The 16,949-nt window shown below is 57.7% G+C and carries 9 protein-coding genes; 5 read left to right on the forward strand and 4 right to left on the reverse strand.

All coding sequences use genetic code 11. The features are described from left to right. Positions 1 to 35 precede the first annotated feature (35 nt). Both E5334_RS03710 and E5334_RS03715 read left to right on the forward strand, forming a co-directional pair. A complete protein-coding gene (locus E5334_RS03710) occupies positions 36 to 1,250 on the forward strand; it encodes an HD-GYP domain-containing protein (protein WP_275438914.1) in 1,215 nt (404 codons plus the stop codon). 11 nt (positions 1,251 to 1,261) lie between these two features. Further along, positions 1,262 to 1,666 (forward strand): Hpt domain-containing protein, encoded by a 405-nt coding sequence (locus E5334_RS03715; protein WP_167604286.1) that lies wholly within the window; start codon positions 1,262 to 1,264, stop codon positions 1,664 to 1,666. A 95-nt stretch (positions 1,667 to 1,761) separates the two neighbouring features. Here the strand turns inward: E5334_RS03715 and E5334_RS03720 are convergent, their stop codons facing one another. Continuing rightward, on the reverse strand, positions 1,762 to 5,529 hold the full coding sequence (locus E5334_RS03720) for a phosphoribosylformylglycinamidine synthase (RefSeq protein ID WP_136012265.1): 3,768 nt from the start codon (positions 5,527 to 5,529) through the stop codon (positions 1,762 to 1,764). Positions 5,530 to 5,936: 407 nt separating this feature from the next. Here E5334_RS03720 and E5334_RS03725 point away from each other — a divergent pair, with 407 nt between their 5' ends. Both E5334_RS03725 and E5334_RS03730 read left to right on the forward strand, forming a co-directional pair. Beyond that, positions 5,937 to 6,719, forward strand: coding sequence for a ZIP family metal transporter (locus E5334_RS03725; protein ID WP_136012266.1), 783 nt, complete (start codon positions 5,937 to 5,939; stop codon positions 6,717 to 6,719). 188 nt (positions 6,720 to 6,907) lie between these two features. Beyond that, positions 6,908 to 7,528, forward strand: a complete 621-nt coding sequence (locus tag E5334_RS03730) for a putative ABC transporter permease (protein WP_136012267.1) — start codon at positions 6,908 to 6,910, stop codon at positions 7,526 to 7,528. Between the two features lie 439 nt (positions 7,529 to 7,967). Here the strand turns inward: E5334_RS03730 and E5334_RS03735 are convergent, their stop codons facing one another. After that, on the reverse strand, positions 7,968 to 9,179 hold the full coding sequence (locus E5334_RS03735) for an LCP family protein (RefSeq protein ID WP_136012268.1): 1,212 nt from the start codon (positions 9,177 to 9,179) through the stop codon (positions 7,968 to 7,970). Positions 9,180 to 9,505: 326 nt separating this feature from the next. Between E5334_RS03735 and guaA the strand changes: the two genes are divergently transcribed. Beyond that, positions 9,506 to 11,095, forward strand: coding sequence for a glutamine-hydrolyzing GMP synthase (gene guaA / locus E5334_RS03740; protein ID WP_136012269.1), 1,590 nt, complete (start codon positions 9,506 to 9,508; stop codon positions 11,093 to 11,095). 2,048 nt (positions 11,096 to 13,143) lie between these two features. Here the strand turns inward: guaA and E5334_RS03745 are convergent. Beyond that, a complete protein-coding gene (locus tag E5334_RS03745; RefSeq protein WP_136012270.1) occupies positions 13,144 to 14,265 on the reverse strand; it encodes a hypothetical protein in 1,122 nt (373 codons plus the stop codon). A gap of 2 nt (positions 14,266 to 14,267) precedes the next feature. Then, on the reverse strand, positions 14,268 to 16,949 hold the full coding sequence (locus tag E5334_RS03750) for a TnsA endonuclease N-terminal domain-containing protein (protein ID WP_136012271.1): 2,682 nt from the start codon (positions 16,947 to 16,949) through the stop codon (positions 14,268 to 14,270).

Here is a 16,949-nt window from a genome sequence, read left to right on the forward strand (position 1 = left end):
GCAATGGTACCTATGAGCAGCGATGAGGAGTAGCGATGATCAACCAAGTCTTGAGGGATATGGGTCGGCAGACCATCCTCGTGGTGGATGACTCCTATCTCAATCGCGAAATACTCAAAGACATCCTGTCGCCCGACTACCAGATCGTCGAGGCCGTGGACGGCGTCGAGGCGATCACGATTTTGGAGGCTCACTGCAAAGAGCTGTCGCTGGTGATCTTGGATATCAACATGCCTCGCCTCGACGGCTTTGGGGTGCTTCAAGAGATGAACGACCGTGGCTGGATCGACCGAGTGCCGGTGGTGACCATCTCGGCGGAGGACAGCTCCCAGTTCATCGAGCGTGCCTATTCGCTGGGCGTGACCGATTTCATCAGTCGCCCCTTTCATGAGATCGTGGTGCGCCAGCGTGTGAGCAACACCATCCAGCTCTACCAGAAGCAGCACGAGCTTTTAAGCCTGGTCACCTCCCAGATGCTCGAGCGGGAGCGCCAAAACAACCTCATGGTGTCGATCCTCGCGCACATCGTCGAGTTTCATAACGGCGAAAGCGCCCTCCATGTGGTGCATATCTCCACCATGGCGAACATACTGTTGAAGCACATGAAGCGCCGCGACCCCAACCTGGTGCTGGAGCGCGGCGAGGTGGCCTGCATCACCATGGCCTCTGCCCTGCATGATATAGGCAAGATCGCCATCCCGCCCGAGATAATCAACAAACCGGGTCGGCTTACCAACGATGAGTTCGCCATCATGAAGACCCATAGCGAAAAGGGCGCGGAAATGCTGGAGAACCTTCCCATCTTCCAGGATGAGCCCCTGGTGCGCTGCGCCCACGACATCTGCCGCTGGCACCATGAGCGCTGGGACGGCCGAGGCTACCCCGACGGCCTGAAGGGCGACGAGATCCCCTTGAGCGCCCAGGTGGTGTCTTTGGCCGATGTGTACGACGCCCTCACCAGCGAGCGCGTCTACAAGCCTGCCTACGACCATCGCACCGCCATGCGCATGATTCTGGACGGCGAGTGCGGGCAGTTCAATCCCCAGCTCATGGCATGTTTGGAAGATGCGGCCGACGAGATCCAGCGAGACCTTGGCTCCAGCAGCCTGGAGACCGTAAGCCATGCGGGCGTCGTGGCGGTTATCTCGCAGATCGAGGAGATCGACGAGCTCTCAGAGGTAGACAAAGAGTCCATGCTCTCCGATGTGGCCTCGTTGGTGGAGTTGGAACTATTCGAGGCCCAAGCCTAAAGGGGGATCCTATGAGCCAGCAGCAATCAGGCGCCTCTTCGTGCCGAGAAGCCCCACAGCCTTCTTTGGAGGAGTTCTACCAGGCCGCCGGCGGCTCCTATGAAGAGGTGTTGGGACGCCTTCGCAGCCCGGACCGCATCCTGCGCTTCCTGCAGCTTTTCGCCAAGGACCCGAGCTTTGCCGCTCTCGAGGAGTCTATGGCCGCCCAGGATGAAGAGGCAGCCTTCAGGGCATCCCACACCCTCAAAGGCTCCGCGGGCAATATGGGGCTCACGCAGCTGGCGCAGTCTGCCAGCGACCTATGCGAGGCCCTTCGCGCCCACCAATGGGACGAGGCCTGCGCGTTGCTGCCAGACACCCAAGAGGCCTACCGGCGGTTCGGCGATGCCTTCCGCCAGTCTATTGGCGAGTTCTGAGGCAGCCCTTCTCGGCAGGCAATCCATAGCCCTACACACAAAGGGCTTCGCTGGATAAGCGAAGCCCTTTTTTGACGCGCAGATGAAGCTAGGGTTTAGCCAAAGTAGGCGACGCCGCCCTCGATGATGGGCTGGTAGAGGTTGCCGCCCACGTTCTTGTAGAGGCCCTCGCCCGAGCGCTCGCTGTGGCCCATCTTGCCAAAGACGCGGCCGTCGGGGCTGGTGATGCCTTCGATGGCCAAAAGCGAGCCGTTGGGGTTCACCGAGAGGTCCATGGAGGGAACGCCGGCCTCGTCCACATACTGGGTGGCCACCTGACCGGCGGCTACCAAAGAATCCAGCAGCGCCGGAGGCGCCACAAAGCGGCCCTCGCCGTGGCTGATGGCCACCGTGTGGATGTCTCCCACCTCGCATTGGGAGAGCCAGGGCGACAGGTTGGAAGCCACTCGGGTGCGCACCAGCTGGCTCTGGTGGCGGCCGATGGTGTTGAAGGTGAGGGTGGCGCACCCATCGTCCATGGGGCGGATGTCGCCAAAGGGCACGAGGCCCAGCTTGACCAACGCCTGGAAGCCGTTGCAAATGCCCAGCATGAGGCCGTCGCGCTCGTTGAGCAGGCGACGCACGGCCTGGGTGACCTCCGGGGCGCGGAAGAACGCCGTGATGAACTTGGCCGATCCGTCGGGCTCGTCGCCGCCGGAGAAACCGCCGGGGATCATGACGATCTGGCTGCGGTCGATGGCCTCGGCCAGGGCGCGCACGCTGTGGCCCACGGCCTCAGGGGAGAGGTTGTTGATGATGAGGATCTCGGGCACCGCTCCTGCGCGGCGGAACGCCTTGGCCGAGTCATACTCGCAGTTGTTGCCCGGGAACACCGGGATGATGACGCGAGGCTTGCCTGCGTTCTCGCCCAAAAGCTCCGGCCCGCAGTAGCGCGCCTTTGGGCCCTCAAGCCAGTTGAGCTGCGGGACTTGCGGTTGCGCGTCCTTCTCGGCAGCGGGGGTGCGATAGGGAAAGACCCCCTCCAGCGCCCCTTCCCACTGCTCCTGCAGCGGGGCCAGCTCTACGCGCTCGCCCTGGCAGGTCCACGCATACTCGCTGGTTGTGGCGCCCAGCCGGCGCAGGGTGACGCCCTGGGGCAGCGAGGCGAGGGCCTCTGGCAGGTCGCCGGCTGCCAGCTCCACCACAAAGGAGCCGTAGGCAGGGCCAAAGAGGTCGTCTGCGCCGATGCCCTCTGCCAGCTGGACGCCCAGCCCGTTGCCTACGCCCATCTTGAAGAGGGCCTCGGCCAGGCCGCCGTAGCCCGGGGTAGAGATAGCCAGCGCGTCGCCTGCGGCGGTGAGGGCCTCGATGGCGTTCGTGGCGCCGATAAGGGCCGCCGCCTCAGGGATGAGGCCGTCGGGGCGCTCCGGCTCGACGAGCACCAGCGGATGGCCGGCGCCCTTGAGCTCGGGGGAGACCACGCGGCTCACGCCGCCCAGGGCAGTGGCGAAGGAGACCAGCGTGGGCGGCACGTCGAGCTGCTCGAAGGAGCCGCTCATGGAATCTTTGCCGCCAATGGCGCCGATGCCTAAATTCAGCTGGGCTTCCAGGGCTCCCAACACGCTGGCCACAGGCTTGCCCCAGCGTTTGGGATCGTCGCGCAGGCGCTCGAAGTACTCCTGGAAGGTGAGGTAGGTGCGGCCGCGCGTAAAACCTGCGGCCACCAGGCGGCAGAGGCTCTCGGCCACGGCCAGATAGGCGCCGGCGTAAGGGTCTGCCGAAGAGATGAGCGGGTTGTAGCCCCAGGCCATGCCGGAGCAGGTGACAGTCTCGCCGTCCACCGGCAGCTTGGCCACCATGGCCATGGGTGCGGTGAGCTGGCGGGAGCCGCCAAAGGGCATGAGCACCGTGGCGGCGCCGATGGTGGAGTCGAAGCGCTCGGAGAGGCCCTTGTTGGAAGCCACGTTGAGGTTGGTGAGCACCGAGGCCAGGCGCTGGGCCAGGTTGTCGCCGCAGTCGATGCGTGCTGCGGCGGCTGCGTCGCCAGGGGCCTCTACATGGGCGTTCTGGTGCTTGGGCGCGCCGTTGGAGGCCAAGAACCCGCGGGCCACGTCGACGATGGCGTCGCCGCGCCACCTCATGGTGACCCGAGGCTCGGCGGTGACGGTGGCGATGGGCACTGCGCTCAGGTTCTCTTGGCGGGCCAGCTCGATGAAGGCATCCACGTCCTCGGGGGCCAGGGCTACCGCCATGCGCTCCTGGGACTCCGAGATGGCCAGCTCCGTGCCGTCCAGCCCCTCGTACTTCTTGGGCACGGCATCCAGGTCGATGTCCAGGCCGTCTGCCAGCTCGCCCACGGCCACGCTCACGCCGCCGGCGCCAAAGTCGTTGCAGCGCTTGATGAGCCTGCAGGCCTCGCCGCTGCGGAAGAGCCTTTGCAGCTTGCGCTCGATTGGCGCATTGCCCTTTTGCACCTCGGCGCCGCAGGTCTCGATGGACGACAGCGTATGGCTCTTGGAGGACCCGGTGGCGCCGCCAATGCCGTCGCGGCCGGTAGCCCCGCCCAAAAGCACCACCACATCGCCGGGGGCAGGCTCTTCTCGGCGCACGTGGTCTTGGGGCGTGGCGCCCACCACCGCGCCGATCTCCATGCGCTTGGCGGCATAGCCGGGATGGTAGAGCTCGGCCACCTGGCCGGTAGCCAGGCCGATCTGGTTGCCGTAGGACGAATAGCCCTGAGCCGCCGTGGTCACCAGCTTGCGTTGGGGCAGCTTGCCCGACAGGGTCTGGTCCACCGGCACGGTGGGATCGGCCGCGCCGGTCACGCGCATGGCCTGGTAGACATAGGAGCGGCCAGAGAGCGGGTCGCGAATGGCCCCGCCGATGCAGGTGGCTGCGCCGCCAAAAGGCTCGATCTCGGTGGGGTGGTTATGAGTTTCATTCTTGAACAGGTAAAGCCAGTCTTCCTCATGGCCGTCCACGTCCACCTTGACCTTGACGGTGCAGGCATTGATCTCTTCGGACTCGTCCAGCCCCGTAAGGACTCCCTGGTCTTTGAGCCACTTGGCCCCGATGGTCCCCATGTCCATGAGGCACACCGGCTTGCCGGCACGGCCCAGCGCCTCGCGCAGGCCCAGGTAGCGCTCGAAGGCCGCTTGCACGCGCGGGTCATCCGAGGTCACCTCGTCCAGCTGCGTCCCAAAGGTGGTGTGGCGGCAATGATCGGACCAATAGGTGTCGATCACGCGGATCTCGGTGATGGTGGGATCGCGTTCCTCGGTGCAGAAATACTCCTGGCAAAACTTGAGGTCGTCCAGGTCCATGGCCAAGCCCCTGGTTGCCGAGAAGCCCGCCAACTGCTCCTCGCCCCACTGCCTGAAACCTTCGAGCACCTCGACGGCTGCAGGCTCGGGGAACTCCACATGCAGCGTCGCCGGCGTCTCCAGCGTCGCCTCGCGGGCCTCCACCGGGTTGATGACGTACTCTTTGATGCGCTCCACGTCCTTCTGGCTGAGAGACCCTTCCAGCGCATAGACCGTCGCCGAGCGCACCTGCGGACGCTCGCCCTGGCTTACCAGCTGCACGCACTCCGCCGCGGAGTCAGCCCGCTGGTCGAACTGCCCCGGCAGGTACTCCACCGCAAAGACGGCCGCATCGCCCAAGTCCGGTAGCTCAGGAGTGGCAATGTCGGTCTGAGGTTCCGAGAAGACCGTAGGCACGCAGGCTTCGAAGAGCTCCGGGGTTATGCCTTCAACATCGTAACGATTAAAGAGCCTGAGACCGGTGAGCGACTGGATCCCCAAGATGGATGAGAGCTCTTGGGCCAGAGCTTGCGCCTTACCGTCATAACCGGGCTTCTTCTCCACATAGACACGAGAGACCATGAACGACTTCCTTAAGGATAGGCGGTGGACAGGACCTACGAAGACCTTTGAAACCTTTGAAAACCTTTGAAAACCTTTGAAGACGTCCTTATTTTAAAGGTTCCTTGAGGCTTTGTTAGGCTGGCGCAAGCTCCCGCGAAACTTAGATAACAGTAAGGGGCGGTGCGCAGAGGCATGCTAGTGGGCGACACGTAGAGGCTCGATTGATAGGCGCTTTGGCACACTGGTTGGGTTTAGGGCCAAGAGGGGTAGATTCCAACAGGGTTGCCCTTTGGCTCCCTCTGGAAAGATGCTGCAATTGCAACATAAACAGGAAGCGAATGAAGCAAAATTCCAAAATATATGTATCGATCCCAATGAATGCCTGGAAGGGTATGGCGTGGGTTCGCAAGGAAAGGTTGGATTCCATGTGGCTGGCACTCGTGTTGTTACTGCCTTTTGCAGGCACCACATTAGGCTCTGCGTGCGTGTTCTTTCAAAAAGCTCAAACCAGCCCCTTTGTGGAGCGCTTGCTTAAGGGCTTTGCTGCCGGAGTGATGGTGGCAGCCTCTGTGTGGAGCCTACTCATCCCTGCTATGGACGAGTCCCAGGATATGGGGCAGCTGGCCTGGGTTCCTGCGGCGGTAGGTTTCACGCTGGGCATTCTTTTCTTGCTGCTGCTTGACCACATCATTCCTCATCTGCACTCCACTGGCGAGACAGAAGGCCTCAAAGTTGATCTTCCTAACTCTGTGATGCTGGCGCTGGCAGTCATCTTGCACAACATCCCCGAGGGCATGGCGGTAGGTGCTCTCTGCGCCGGATGGATCTCTGGAGCGGCGGATATTTCCTTATCGGCAGCTTTGGCCCTTTCCATAGGCATTGCCATTCAGAACTTCCCCGAGGGCGCCATTGTCTCCATGCCCCTCCGCAGCGATGGCATGGGACGCGGCAGATCCTTTTTGTGGGGCGTGTTCTCTGGCGCAGTGGAGCCTGTGGCTGCGGTGATAACCGTGCTGCTGGCAGACTTGATGATCCCCGTTCTACCTTATCTTTTGGGGTTCGCCGCAGGCGCTATGATGTATGTGGTGGTAGAAGAGCTCATCCCCGAGACTGCCGGCTCCAGCGAAGAAGGCCACTCCAACGGTGGAGTGCTGTTCTTTGCAGCGGGCTTTGTGCTCATGATGATTTTGGACGTGGCCTTAGGCTAAGGACCCTCTGGGTGCGAGCCGGTGGAACAAGCCGGTGGAAAGGGGAGGGTTTCTCGGCAGCCAGGAGCTGGCCGATCCTTTTTGATACCGCAGCTCCTTTGTGAATTGTGCACCTGGTGATAGGGGAGTGGGCCCCTCGGCTACAAACCCCCGGTGTATGCAAATATGCAAATGTGAGGGGCTTGGCTATGAGCACGATGATCTCGAGGATTCTTCGCAAAGAGGAAATCGGGTGCTTTGCCCCCTTTACCTGGAAGTTCTGGCGTGCCCTTTTCATCATGTTCTTCATCACGTGCCTGCTGGGGCACTGGCTTGAGATCCCTTACGTCAACTTTATGAGCCAGTTTGGCATCGTTTCTGACGATTATGCCGCCCTTATCGATCCCTGGTATGTGCCCTACTGGGTCTATGGCATCGGCGCTGTGGTGATGACTTGGATCATCGAGCCTATCAAAGAGAGCGTCATTGAGCACCGCAAAACCCCATGGGGTGCTCTGCTGGAGACCTTTTTGATCACAGTGGTGCTGGCAGCGATCTTGGAAACCGGCATTGGCTTGATAATCAACCAGCCCGATGCTGCCGGCGAGTTTCCCTTTTGGGACAACTCTCAGTTGCCGCTCAATATTTTGGGCCAAGGTTGGCTGGTAAACGACCTGGTCATTGGCGTGGTAGCCATGGTGTATGTGTGGATCCTCTATCCTGTGGTCTATCGCTGGTTGGAAGCACGTCAGCCTTGGATGGCGAACCTAATCTTGGCCGTGTGCGCCATTGGCCTCATTGCCTGCTGTATCGTCTCCTATGCAATCTAGGCGATAGGTGCTGCAAGGTTTGTCATCACGTGCAGACTGCAGCTTGCGAGGGCGATCGTGCAAGTGCGTGAAGGTGGCGCGAGCTGCTGAGTGCGCGAGCTGACGAGTGGGTACTCTTTTCATGCGAGAGGTAGTGGTGCATCCCTGGAAATTTATACTGCGTTAGTTACTACTATGTGTAACTAACGCAGTAGGATTTCTGAGGCACTGAGAAGCTTGTTTCCAAGTGCGGTGGTATTCGGTATTGAGAAGCATGTTGTCCACGTGCAGCGATATTGAGAAGCATGTTGCTCGCGCGAAGATGCGCACAGAATCGTGCTCCTCGCGCTTCATGTCGTTCAAGCGTCGGCGATGCCTACAAGGCAGCGATGCCTACAAGGCAGCAATGCCTGCATGGCAGTGCACTGCGCCGCTCAACCAGCACTTGCGCCTGCGTACGTCATCCTTCGCTTACCGTGGGATCCCCTCCGGCCACGTGGGAGGTAAAGTCCTGCGAGGCGTCAGAGTAGGGTGAAAGCCCCTGGTCCACACGCTCCATCATGGTGCGCCATGCAGGCTCGTTCACGGTTTCGTACCAGGTGCCGTTGACGTAGGAGGAGTTGGTGGGCTCCAAGCCAGAGTAGAGGTCCTGGGAGATGTTGAACCCGCGGAAGGCCATCATGAGGCGCAGTATGTCTACCACTGAGAAGTCCGTGGTGACAGAGCCTGCCAGGTCTCCCACCGAGGTCAGCATGGTCACAGGATTGGCGGCAAGCACCTTCTTCAAAATCGCGCCGATGACCATGCGCTGGTTGGCAGTGCGATAGTAGTCGCCACCGCCATAGGCGTCGTAGGCGTGGCGGCTGCGGCACAGGGCCAGCGCCTGGGCGCCGTTGATGGTTTGCTCGCCGGCTTTGAGGTGGAGGTCGGCCATGTCGTCGTCCAGGTCGATCTTGATGTTGACGTCTATGCCGCCGATCTTATCCACTATGCCCACGAACTCGTCGAAGTTGATCTCTGCATAGTGCGAGATGGGCACGCCGGCAAATTTGGACACCGTCTCCACCGTGAGCGGGGCGCCGCCCAGCGAGTAGGCGGCGTTGATCTTTTGCTGGCCGTAGCTGCCAATGGTCACCAAGGTGTCGCGCTCGATGGAGACCAAAGTCACGTGCTTGGTGGCAGGATCGATACGCGCCAAGATCATGGAGTCGGTGCGGTAGTTGGAGCTATCGGCGCCAAACTCTGCAGACTGGGCGCGCTCTGCAGACTTGTCGGTGCCCAAAAGCAGCATGTAAAACGGCTTGTCCAGCGGCGCAGGCGAGAGTGCCTGCCGCAGCTCCGGAGAGACCCCCGAACCCAGCTGGGCTTGGAGCGCGGCCACATAGACCACCAGCGCCACCAGGGCAGCTGCAAGCACTAGCCCCACGCCGGTCAATGTGCGGAAGGCAAGCTTTTTTCGGCTGCGGGCCTTTCTTTGGCGCACGTACCTGCTCGCCGACCGCTCACGGCTCAGCGAAGAGGCGTCCTCATAGCTCATTGGGAGTCGAGACTTGCTTGCATGGCCGCGCGCCGAGCGCGAGCTGCGAGATTGCGGCGCGTAGGAGTCGCGGGCATAGGGATCGCGCGCGTAGGGGTCGCGAGAGGGTTGGTTGGCGGGTCTGCGACGGGTCACAGCGGTCCTTCCGGTGGGTTGGGCGCAAGAGCGCCGCGGTCGTTTAAGGAGCGTCATTCATTTTTACCCCGAGCCTCGCCCTGAGGCGTGCGACAGGGGCGCTCTCCCGGAGAATCCCATGGTAGCGCTCGCCTTCGTTGCCGAGAAACCCTTCCATCGCTCCATGAAAGCGCTGTGGCATCGTAATTTTCGCGTAAGCGTGGTTGGGGTGGTTGTTTTGGGTCCGGCTGGCCTATCATCGAAGGGATCGAGACCAAGGTTGCTGCCGGCGCAATCCCGTTGGCGCAGCCGTCTCTCTAACAACGTCGCTACTTCGGAGGTCGTCCATGCCTGACACGCCGCGTCCGCTGGTTGCCGTTTTGGATTTTGGCGCCCAATACGGGCAGCTCATCGCCCGCCGCATTCGTGATCTGCACGTCTACAGCGAGGTGTTTCCCTGTGACATCTCTGCAGCCGAGCTTGCTGCCATCGCCCCAGACGCCATCGTGCTCTCCGGCGGCCCCGCCTCAGTCTATGCAGACGACGCCCCCGACATGGACGCCGGCATCTTCGACCTGGACATCCCCATTCTGGGCTTTTGCTACGGCCACCAGATCATGGCCACCAAGCTGGGTGGCCAGGTAGGTCACTCCGAGGTGGGGGAGTACGGCCCCGCTCAGCTTTTGCGTCTGGGCAGCTCGCCTCTGCTCGATGGCACTCCCAATGAGGTGCAGACGGTCTGGATGAGCCATCGCGACTCGGTGGTGGAGGCCCCCGAGGGCTTCATGATCACTGCTAAAACCGAGAATTGCCCCGTCGCCGTTATGGAGAACCCTCGTCGCCGCCTCTTCTCCACCCAGTTCCATCCCGAGGTGCGCCATACCCAGTACGGCCAGCGCATCCTGCAAAACTTCCTCTTCGACATCTGCCATCTTGAGCCCTCCTGGACCATGGACAACATCGTCGAGGAGAAGGTGGCCGCCATCCGCGACCAGGTGGGCGACGCCAAGGTCATCCTGGCCCTCTCCGGCGGCGTCGACTCTGCTGTGGCCGCCGCCCTGGTCCATCGCGCCGTGGGCGACCAGCTCACCTGCGTCTTCGTGGATCACGGCCTGCTGCGCGCAGGCGAGCCCGAGAGCGTCGACCACGTCTTCCGCGAGGTCTTCAATATCCCCCTGGTCCACGTCCATGCCGAGGAGCGCTACGCCAAGCTTCTGGCCGGCGTCACCGATCCTGAGGAAAAGCGCCGCATCATTGGCACCGAGTTCTGGAAGGTCTTCTTTGAAGAGGCTCAAAAGCTCGGCGACGTCAAATATCTTGCCCAGGGCACCATCTACCCCGACATCATCGAGAGTGGCGCCCGCAAGACCGGCGGCAAGGCCTCGACCATCAAGAGCCACCACAACCTCATCCCGTTCCCGCCCGGCGTGCACTTCGACCTCATCGAGCCCCTGGACCACTTCTTCAAGGACGAGGTCCGCGAGCTGGGTACCACCCTGGGCCTCCCGGACGAGATCGTCTACCGCCAGCCCTTCCCCGGCCCTGGCCTCGCCATCCGCATCATCGGCGATGTGACCCCAGAGAAGCTGGATATTCTCAAAGGTGCCGATAAGATCGTCCGCCAAGAGCTGGATGCCTACAATGCCAGGCTCTTCGAGGAGACCGGCGAGCGCAACTCCGAGCACTCCTGCTGGCAGTACTTCGCCGTGCTGCCCGACATTCGCTCTGTGGGCGTCATGGGAGACGAGCGCACCTACCAGCGTCCTGTGATCCTGCGCGCCGTGGAGTCCAGCGATGCCATGACCGCCGACTGGGCCAAGCTTCCATACGAGGTACTGGGCACCATCTCCAAGCGCATCGTGGACGAGGTCCCCGGCATCAACCGCGTGGTCTACGACATCACGTCCAAGCCCCCCGCGACCATCGAGTGGGAGTAACGGTAAGCCTTTTGCGAACTGCGATACTTCACTACAAAAGAAAAGGTTTCAACAAGTCAGATAGGTTGAGAAGTGACACTCTGTAACGTTTGAAAGCGTATAAAACGGGATAATTCGTACTGAATTATGTATCAGCACAGATAGTCCAAGACCGACGAATTATCTCTACATGAGTCTCGCGCCTCTTAAAGAAAGAGATGCGAGACTCATCGCGTTTGATAAGGGGTGAAAGGATTCAACGCCTACATTTGACATGCCATGTGCCCTTCTTTGCACATCAAATGTAGTGTTCGTAGCCTAGTTCGCGTCTCACCACCTCCTACGACAAAGTCCCTGCACGAGAATTTAGCTGCGAGTCCTGAAATCGAGACTAATCTCCGAACGATCTCCGAACGACATATTCCTCAGCAGAAACACTCCTTCCTACAAGTTTGCGCTCGCCGAGAGTCTATTCGACCAAGTACGCAAAAAATGTCAGTCTGACTCCCTTGGAGAAGCTAGTCGGGCCCTATGCGTTCCACATGGTGGAGCGCACCTGAAAGGTGTCCCTTCGGTAATCAACCTATAGAGTGAGTACATGAGTGCCTGCGTGAGAAATGCCAATGCGGCACTAATACCCAAGACACGCTCACCGATGAAGCGCTGCACCCCAACAACAATGTGCGACCGCTTTCACACAGTGAATCAGGGTGATGTGTTCGTGAAGCTCTTCAAGAAGAACTCCAAGAGGGACTTCAAGCGTAATAACCAAGCTAATGAAGTGGTGCGCCCACACAGTCCCTGCAGGTAGTCAACATCGTCGCCAAGAAAGAGTCGTATTGCTCCTTGTGGAGATCGCTTGGTAGACTGGTGTGAGTTTTGATCTTCTCGATCCCTCCTACGATGAGCCAATAGGCCTCATTGTTGTTAGTGGCAAAGAGAATTATTGCCGTGACATAGCCTCCGTGGGAGATATACTCAATGACTGTCAGAAACCTATATATGTGCATCGGCACTGAGGTAGCCATGACATCAGCGATCCTATATGACGTAACTCACTTCCTGCCGTACTCGCTCGACCACGTAATGTCCAACATCAGCTTTGACGGTATCTGGGATCTTGTCTTGGTCTACCCCGACCGTAGCAGGTGTAAAGACGGCAAATTCTTCTGCATCCTGTGAGAAGGTAGATCGGGCGCCTATTCCATAGGAACGAGTGACTTGTAACGAGCTACCGCTCACCTAGGGAACCGATCATCGAATAGACGAGTGCAAACTCCAAGGCGCACTGGGGGAGAGTTCCTATTGTGCGCTTACCCAAGGATGAGGTGGCATTCTTCGGTGCCAAGCGGGACGCTGAGCAGCACGAGGTACAACTTTCAGGGTGGATGGGGTCGCTATAGAAGCCTTCTCCATTTATGATTAGATTAGAGCGCCGAGCGATTCGTGGTGGACATGGTGAGCATCAGCACGGGCACCCTTTAGCCCGAGTTTACCTCGTTACCGTCGGAAGGCGGCCAGATCTTCGACCTCGGCTGCGGCAACGACTTGCTTGCTTTTACGAGAACCGACTTAAAGGTTGGCATCATGGACGGCAGCACCGCCCATTTGCAAGGTCATTTGCGCGCTCATAGGATTTTCAGTCACTCATGCTAGCATCGATGACTTTGAACTTAAACTTCCTTACGACGGCATCTGTACCTGTAGATTTATGCTTCACATCCCGTTGGTAGATATCAGTGATTTTAAGAGGAATGTCACCACGCTCAGACTCGGCGATACCTCCTGATTGCGATATCTTCGAGTGTATGTGTTATGGCCGCTGATTCACCGACAGGGATGATGGCCCCTTCGAGCGTTGGTTGCGACTGTCAGAGAGTTGGGTTTAAGCAGCTTCGAGACCGCTTCCGTTGTTCATTTCGGATGAGCACAAAAGATGAGGATCAATGCTTGGCTGTAAAAATATAAAACTAGTGATATGACTATAACCATTAGGCGCCTGCAGATGCGCTGTTTCAATTGTCAACATCATCCTGCTTATCGGCAGGTGAATTATTAGGTTGTGGGATTTAAATATCTCCTTCGCAAACATCAGATATTGTAGTATATGCATTTTCATCAGAAAATTGATTTTCCTCGGTAACGGTTTGAGTATCGTAAGAAAGAGAGGCTTGTTGTATGTGTGCAGCCGCATTAACCATTGCTTGTGCTGTTCGAAGGGCTGGCTCGGGCACCTCAAAGTGAGGGTATTGGATTGATGAGGCGAAACTTGGCAAGGAAGAGCTTAGAGTTTTCTGTAGTTTGCTTATCGAGTTTCGATAGGGAATCATGTTCTCTGCCAACCGGGAGTAAGCCGCCTGGTTCCTAGCGATAGCCTCCTGAAGCGGGGCTAGAGTGCGCTGCCAATCCTGATACATGTCGGTATAAGCCTGAGCTAGGCTGAGCAGTGTTTCCCTGGCGCCACTTGCTTTTTGCGAGGGATAGCTAACGTTGTTTAGGCTGTTATTAATGAAATTATATACATCACGGTTGACCTTGCCAAGCAGCGAGACGGCTTTCCTGTAGTCGCTCGAGCTCATGGTGCGGAAGTGCATTACGGCATTACGATAACTTCTAATTTGATCAAAAGATTGTTTCGCAGAAACAAGCGAATCGTCAAAAAGACCGTCCCAGATAGTCTTTTCCCTGTATTCCCCGAGACGCCCGAGGAGGATATCTTTTCTGATGTAATTGGTATCGGCGCTTTTTTGGACTGCTTTCACGAATTTGTGATCGGTGAAGAGTCTCTCGCCAAGCTTCTCGAGCGAAAGGTCCTCGAGAGAGGTGGCAACATCATTGTTAAAATTATTCTTATCAGCACAGAGCGCGATGGTGACAGCCATCCTTATTCCACGTTCAAACTCAAGAAACCTGGGATAGAGCTTTGTGCACAGTACTTCAGATGCCTCGTCTCGTAGGCATTTGATCAAGCGTTTGGACTCACTCTTGTTCTTTTCCTGAGCGAGTATTTGATCACGATAGTCAGCAAGAGTTATCGCAGACCGAATGGTTCTCTTCTCCATGCTGGCAGTGACGACGTAAAGATTCCGCTCTCCGTATTGCCCGATATGGTATCCAGCTGAAGGCGGAAGTTTGATCCGCTCGATCAGACCCTTGCCCGCATTGCCATTAACAAGAAAGATGAGTCGCATCATCACTGCTCATCTCCGTTGATCTGAGCTTGTAGACCTCCGTCTGAGTATTCGCTTCTTGCCTCCGCAATAGATCTTTGCTGTGCCTCTTCTAATGTCATTCCGCTTACATCGTGCTTCATGATGTAGTTACCGGCGATGATGCCATACTCGATTTCTGATGCGTCAGCAATTTCTTTTGCAGCCGCAGCCTTTGCTTGGACGATGGCGTCATCAATTTTATTATCGCCCTTTACCTCTATGAGCTCGACCTTGTCGTCGCTCTTCCTTACGAAGAAGTCTGGGTAGTAGTTCCTGATGATGTGTGATTCGGGGTCGACATACTGGATGGTGAGACCGGACTGCCCATTAGTGAACATGCCGGTGAAATAGACTTCAGCTATATCCTCATTAGAATTGACAAGTTGGTTGAATAGTTCCTTCTCAGGCTTCGAGTCGAAGCAGTAGGTGTCGGCATGGAAGCTCTTAACGTCCAGGTTGTCGTACTTGGCGTCTCCCTGCTTGGCAACAAGGGAAGGCGAAGCGGAAAACTCGTACCACTCCGAGTCCTTCGGCGGTTTCAGTAGACTTACCTCAATAGGGACACTCTTCTTTTTTACGTTCACACGGAAGAGATGGTCGAAGATTCGGGGGACAAGTACGTCGGTGATGATTTCATTATGCTTGTTCACATAGGAGAGTACCTTTTCGGTACTCTCGGTGGACTCTTTGAGCAGTCTTTCTATGCTGAGGCAAGAGACCTCTGGTCCTAGCAGGCGTGCGAGCTCGCCTACAAGCGTCATCTGGGAGTATTTCATCTGGCCCTGGTCGAGTTCCGCATCGATCTCCTTGATACTCACATCTCGCGCTATGTCGGCCTTCTCATGTACGTGCGCTTCATAAGGCCCCAAGTTGATTGTGTCAAGTCCGAAATCGATGCTGCCCTCGTCGTCGCGGCGCTCCAACGAATAGCTGCGTTGGATCCGCGAGAGTTTTACCTTCCGCTCGGGTAGGACCATTCGTACGCGCCAAACCTTCTTATCGGGTTTCGCTCCCTTGAGGCCGTCAATGGACATATTGAAATTTTCATTCAGTTCGGTGTCGAGCGTGTCGAAGTTGGCTTGGGAGAGATAGACGGTTGCTCGCTGCTGCGTTGTGTCTATCTGACGCAAACACCGCATTGTGGCCTGCAGGACGAAGATCTTTGACTTCGGCTCGCGGTCGAGGGCCACCCCGAAGAGGGAACGGCAGTTCCAACCCTCGCGGCCTTTGCCCACGAGGATGATGAACTGCTTGTCGTTGCCACCGGCGTTCGGGTTATCCAGGTTATTGAAGATGTGTATGTCTTCGGCCTTGGTCTGCTTGGGATCGCCCGTATTCACGAGAATCTTGTCCGAGTCAATTCCGAGGTCGGCAAGAATACGCTCGACTGCAGGTAGGATCTCGCTTTGAACTTCTTCGATTCTACTCGCGAAGATGGCAAGCTTTGGTAGAAGGCCTTCATGCTTGGTTTCTCCGTAAGTCTTCCAGAAGTCAGTGATGGCCTGCCTCAGGAACTCCTCGCTTCTCACATGCTCGTATCCCAAGACTCTCGCCCTTTTGAGATAGCCCTTGTTGATGGCCTCGGAGAGCCCGTAGACATAGAGTACGTCGGGAAGCACTTTGTTCTGCACATAGGGTGTACCGGTATAGTTAAAGCACGCAACAACGCGGGACCCTTTCTCTACAAGTGCGTCATCGAGCATATTTATAGTTCTTCTCAGACTGTTCTCGCTCATCTTATCAGAGAGTGATTTCTTAAGATCACTTCCGAAGAGGTGATGGGCTTCGTCAACATATACGCCGACTTGCTTGAGGCGGCAGAGCTTCGCGAATCTCTGGTTAGACATGAGGTCGGCATCATTCTGAGCGTCATCGGCATCATCTCCGTACACAGTCGATAACAAACCGGACGGCATGGTGAAGAACCTTTCCGTCGGGGTTACCTCTTTGCGCCGCTTCTTGACGAGAATCTTTTGGTCGTTGGCAATGATGAGGTTGAAATCCGAGTCATCGAGTGTATGCAGTGTGACGCCAGTATCCTCCAGAAAGTGCACGCGCAGGTTCTGGTCGATAACGCTCACGTACTCAGGCGGTACGACGAGCGACTTGTCGAAGGTCGGAATCTCCTTGAGCGACTGCAGTACGGTCTTGTCGGGTGCGAAAACGAGAGCGTTGTGACAAAATCTCTCATCTTTAGGAAACTTATTCGCGAGGAGGAACTCGTAGAAGATGCACGTCCCCATAAGGATGGTCTTGCCGAGCCCCATGGTGAGGGCGAATATGTAGTTGGGATAGCTCTCGGAGACGTCGCGCATCTGCCGGAAAAGTTTCTCCGTCTGCTTCTCGGCTCCCATGTCAAAGAGCGTTGCCTGCCCGCGCGAGTAACGGGTGTCATCCTCGAAGACCCGTCGCCTCTTGCGCCAGTCATCGAAGATTTTGTACATCGGTTCGTTGTTTAGGAACTCCTTGACGAACACGTACATCTCGAAGGCCTCGAACTGCGGCGGCCGCAGGAACGCCTCGGACCTCACTGACCGGTCGTTGTAGTCAAGCAACTTGAGTGTCATGCGCTTGTACCTACTTCGGATAGCATTCTTGTGGTCCAGGTAGTAGTATCGTAGCTGCTCGTAGAAAGCCCACTGTTCCTCGTATCTCTGGACCAT

The organism is Muricaecibacterium torontonense, from assembly GCF_004793925.1.
Classification (GTDB): Bacteria; Actinomycetota; Coriobacteriia; order Coriobacteriales; family Atopobiaceae; genus Leptogranulimonas; species Leptogranulimonas caecicola.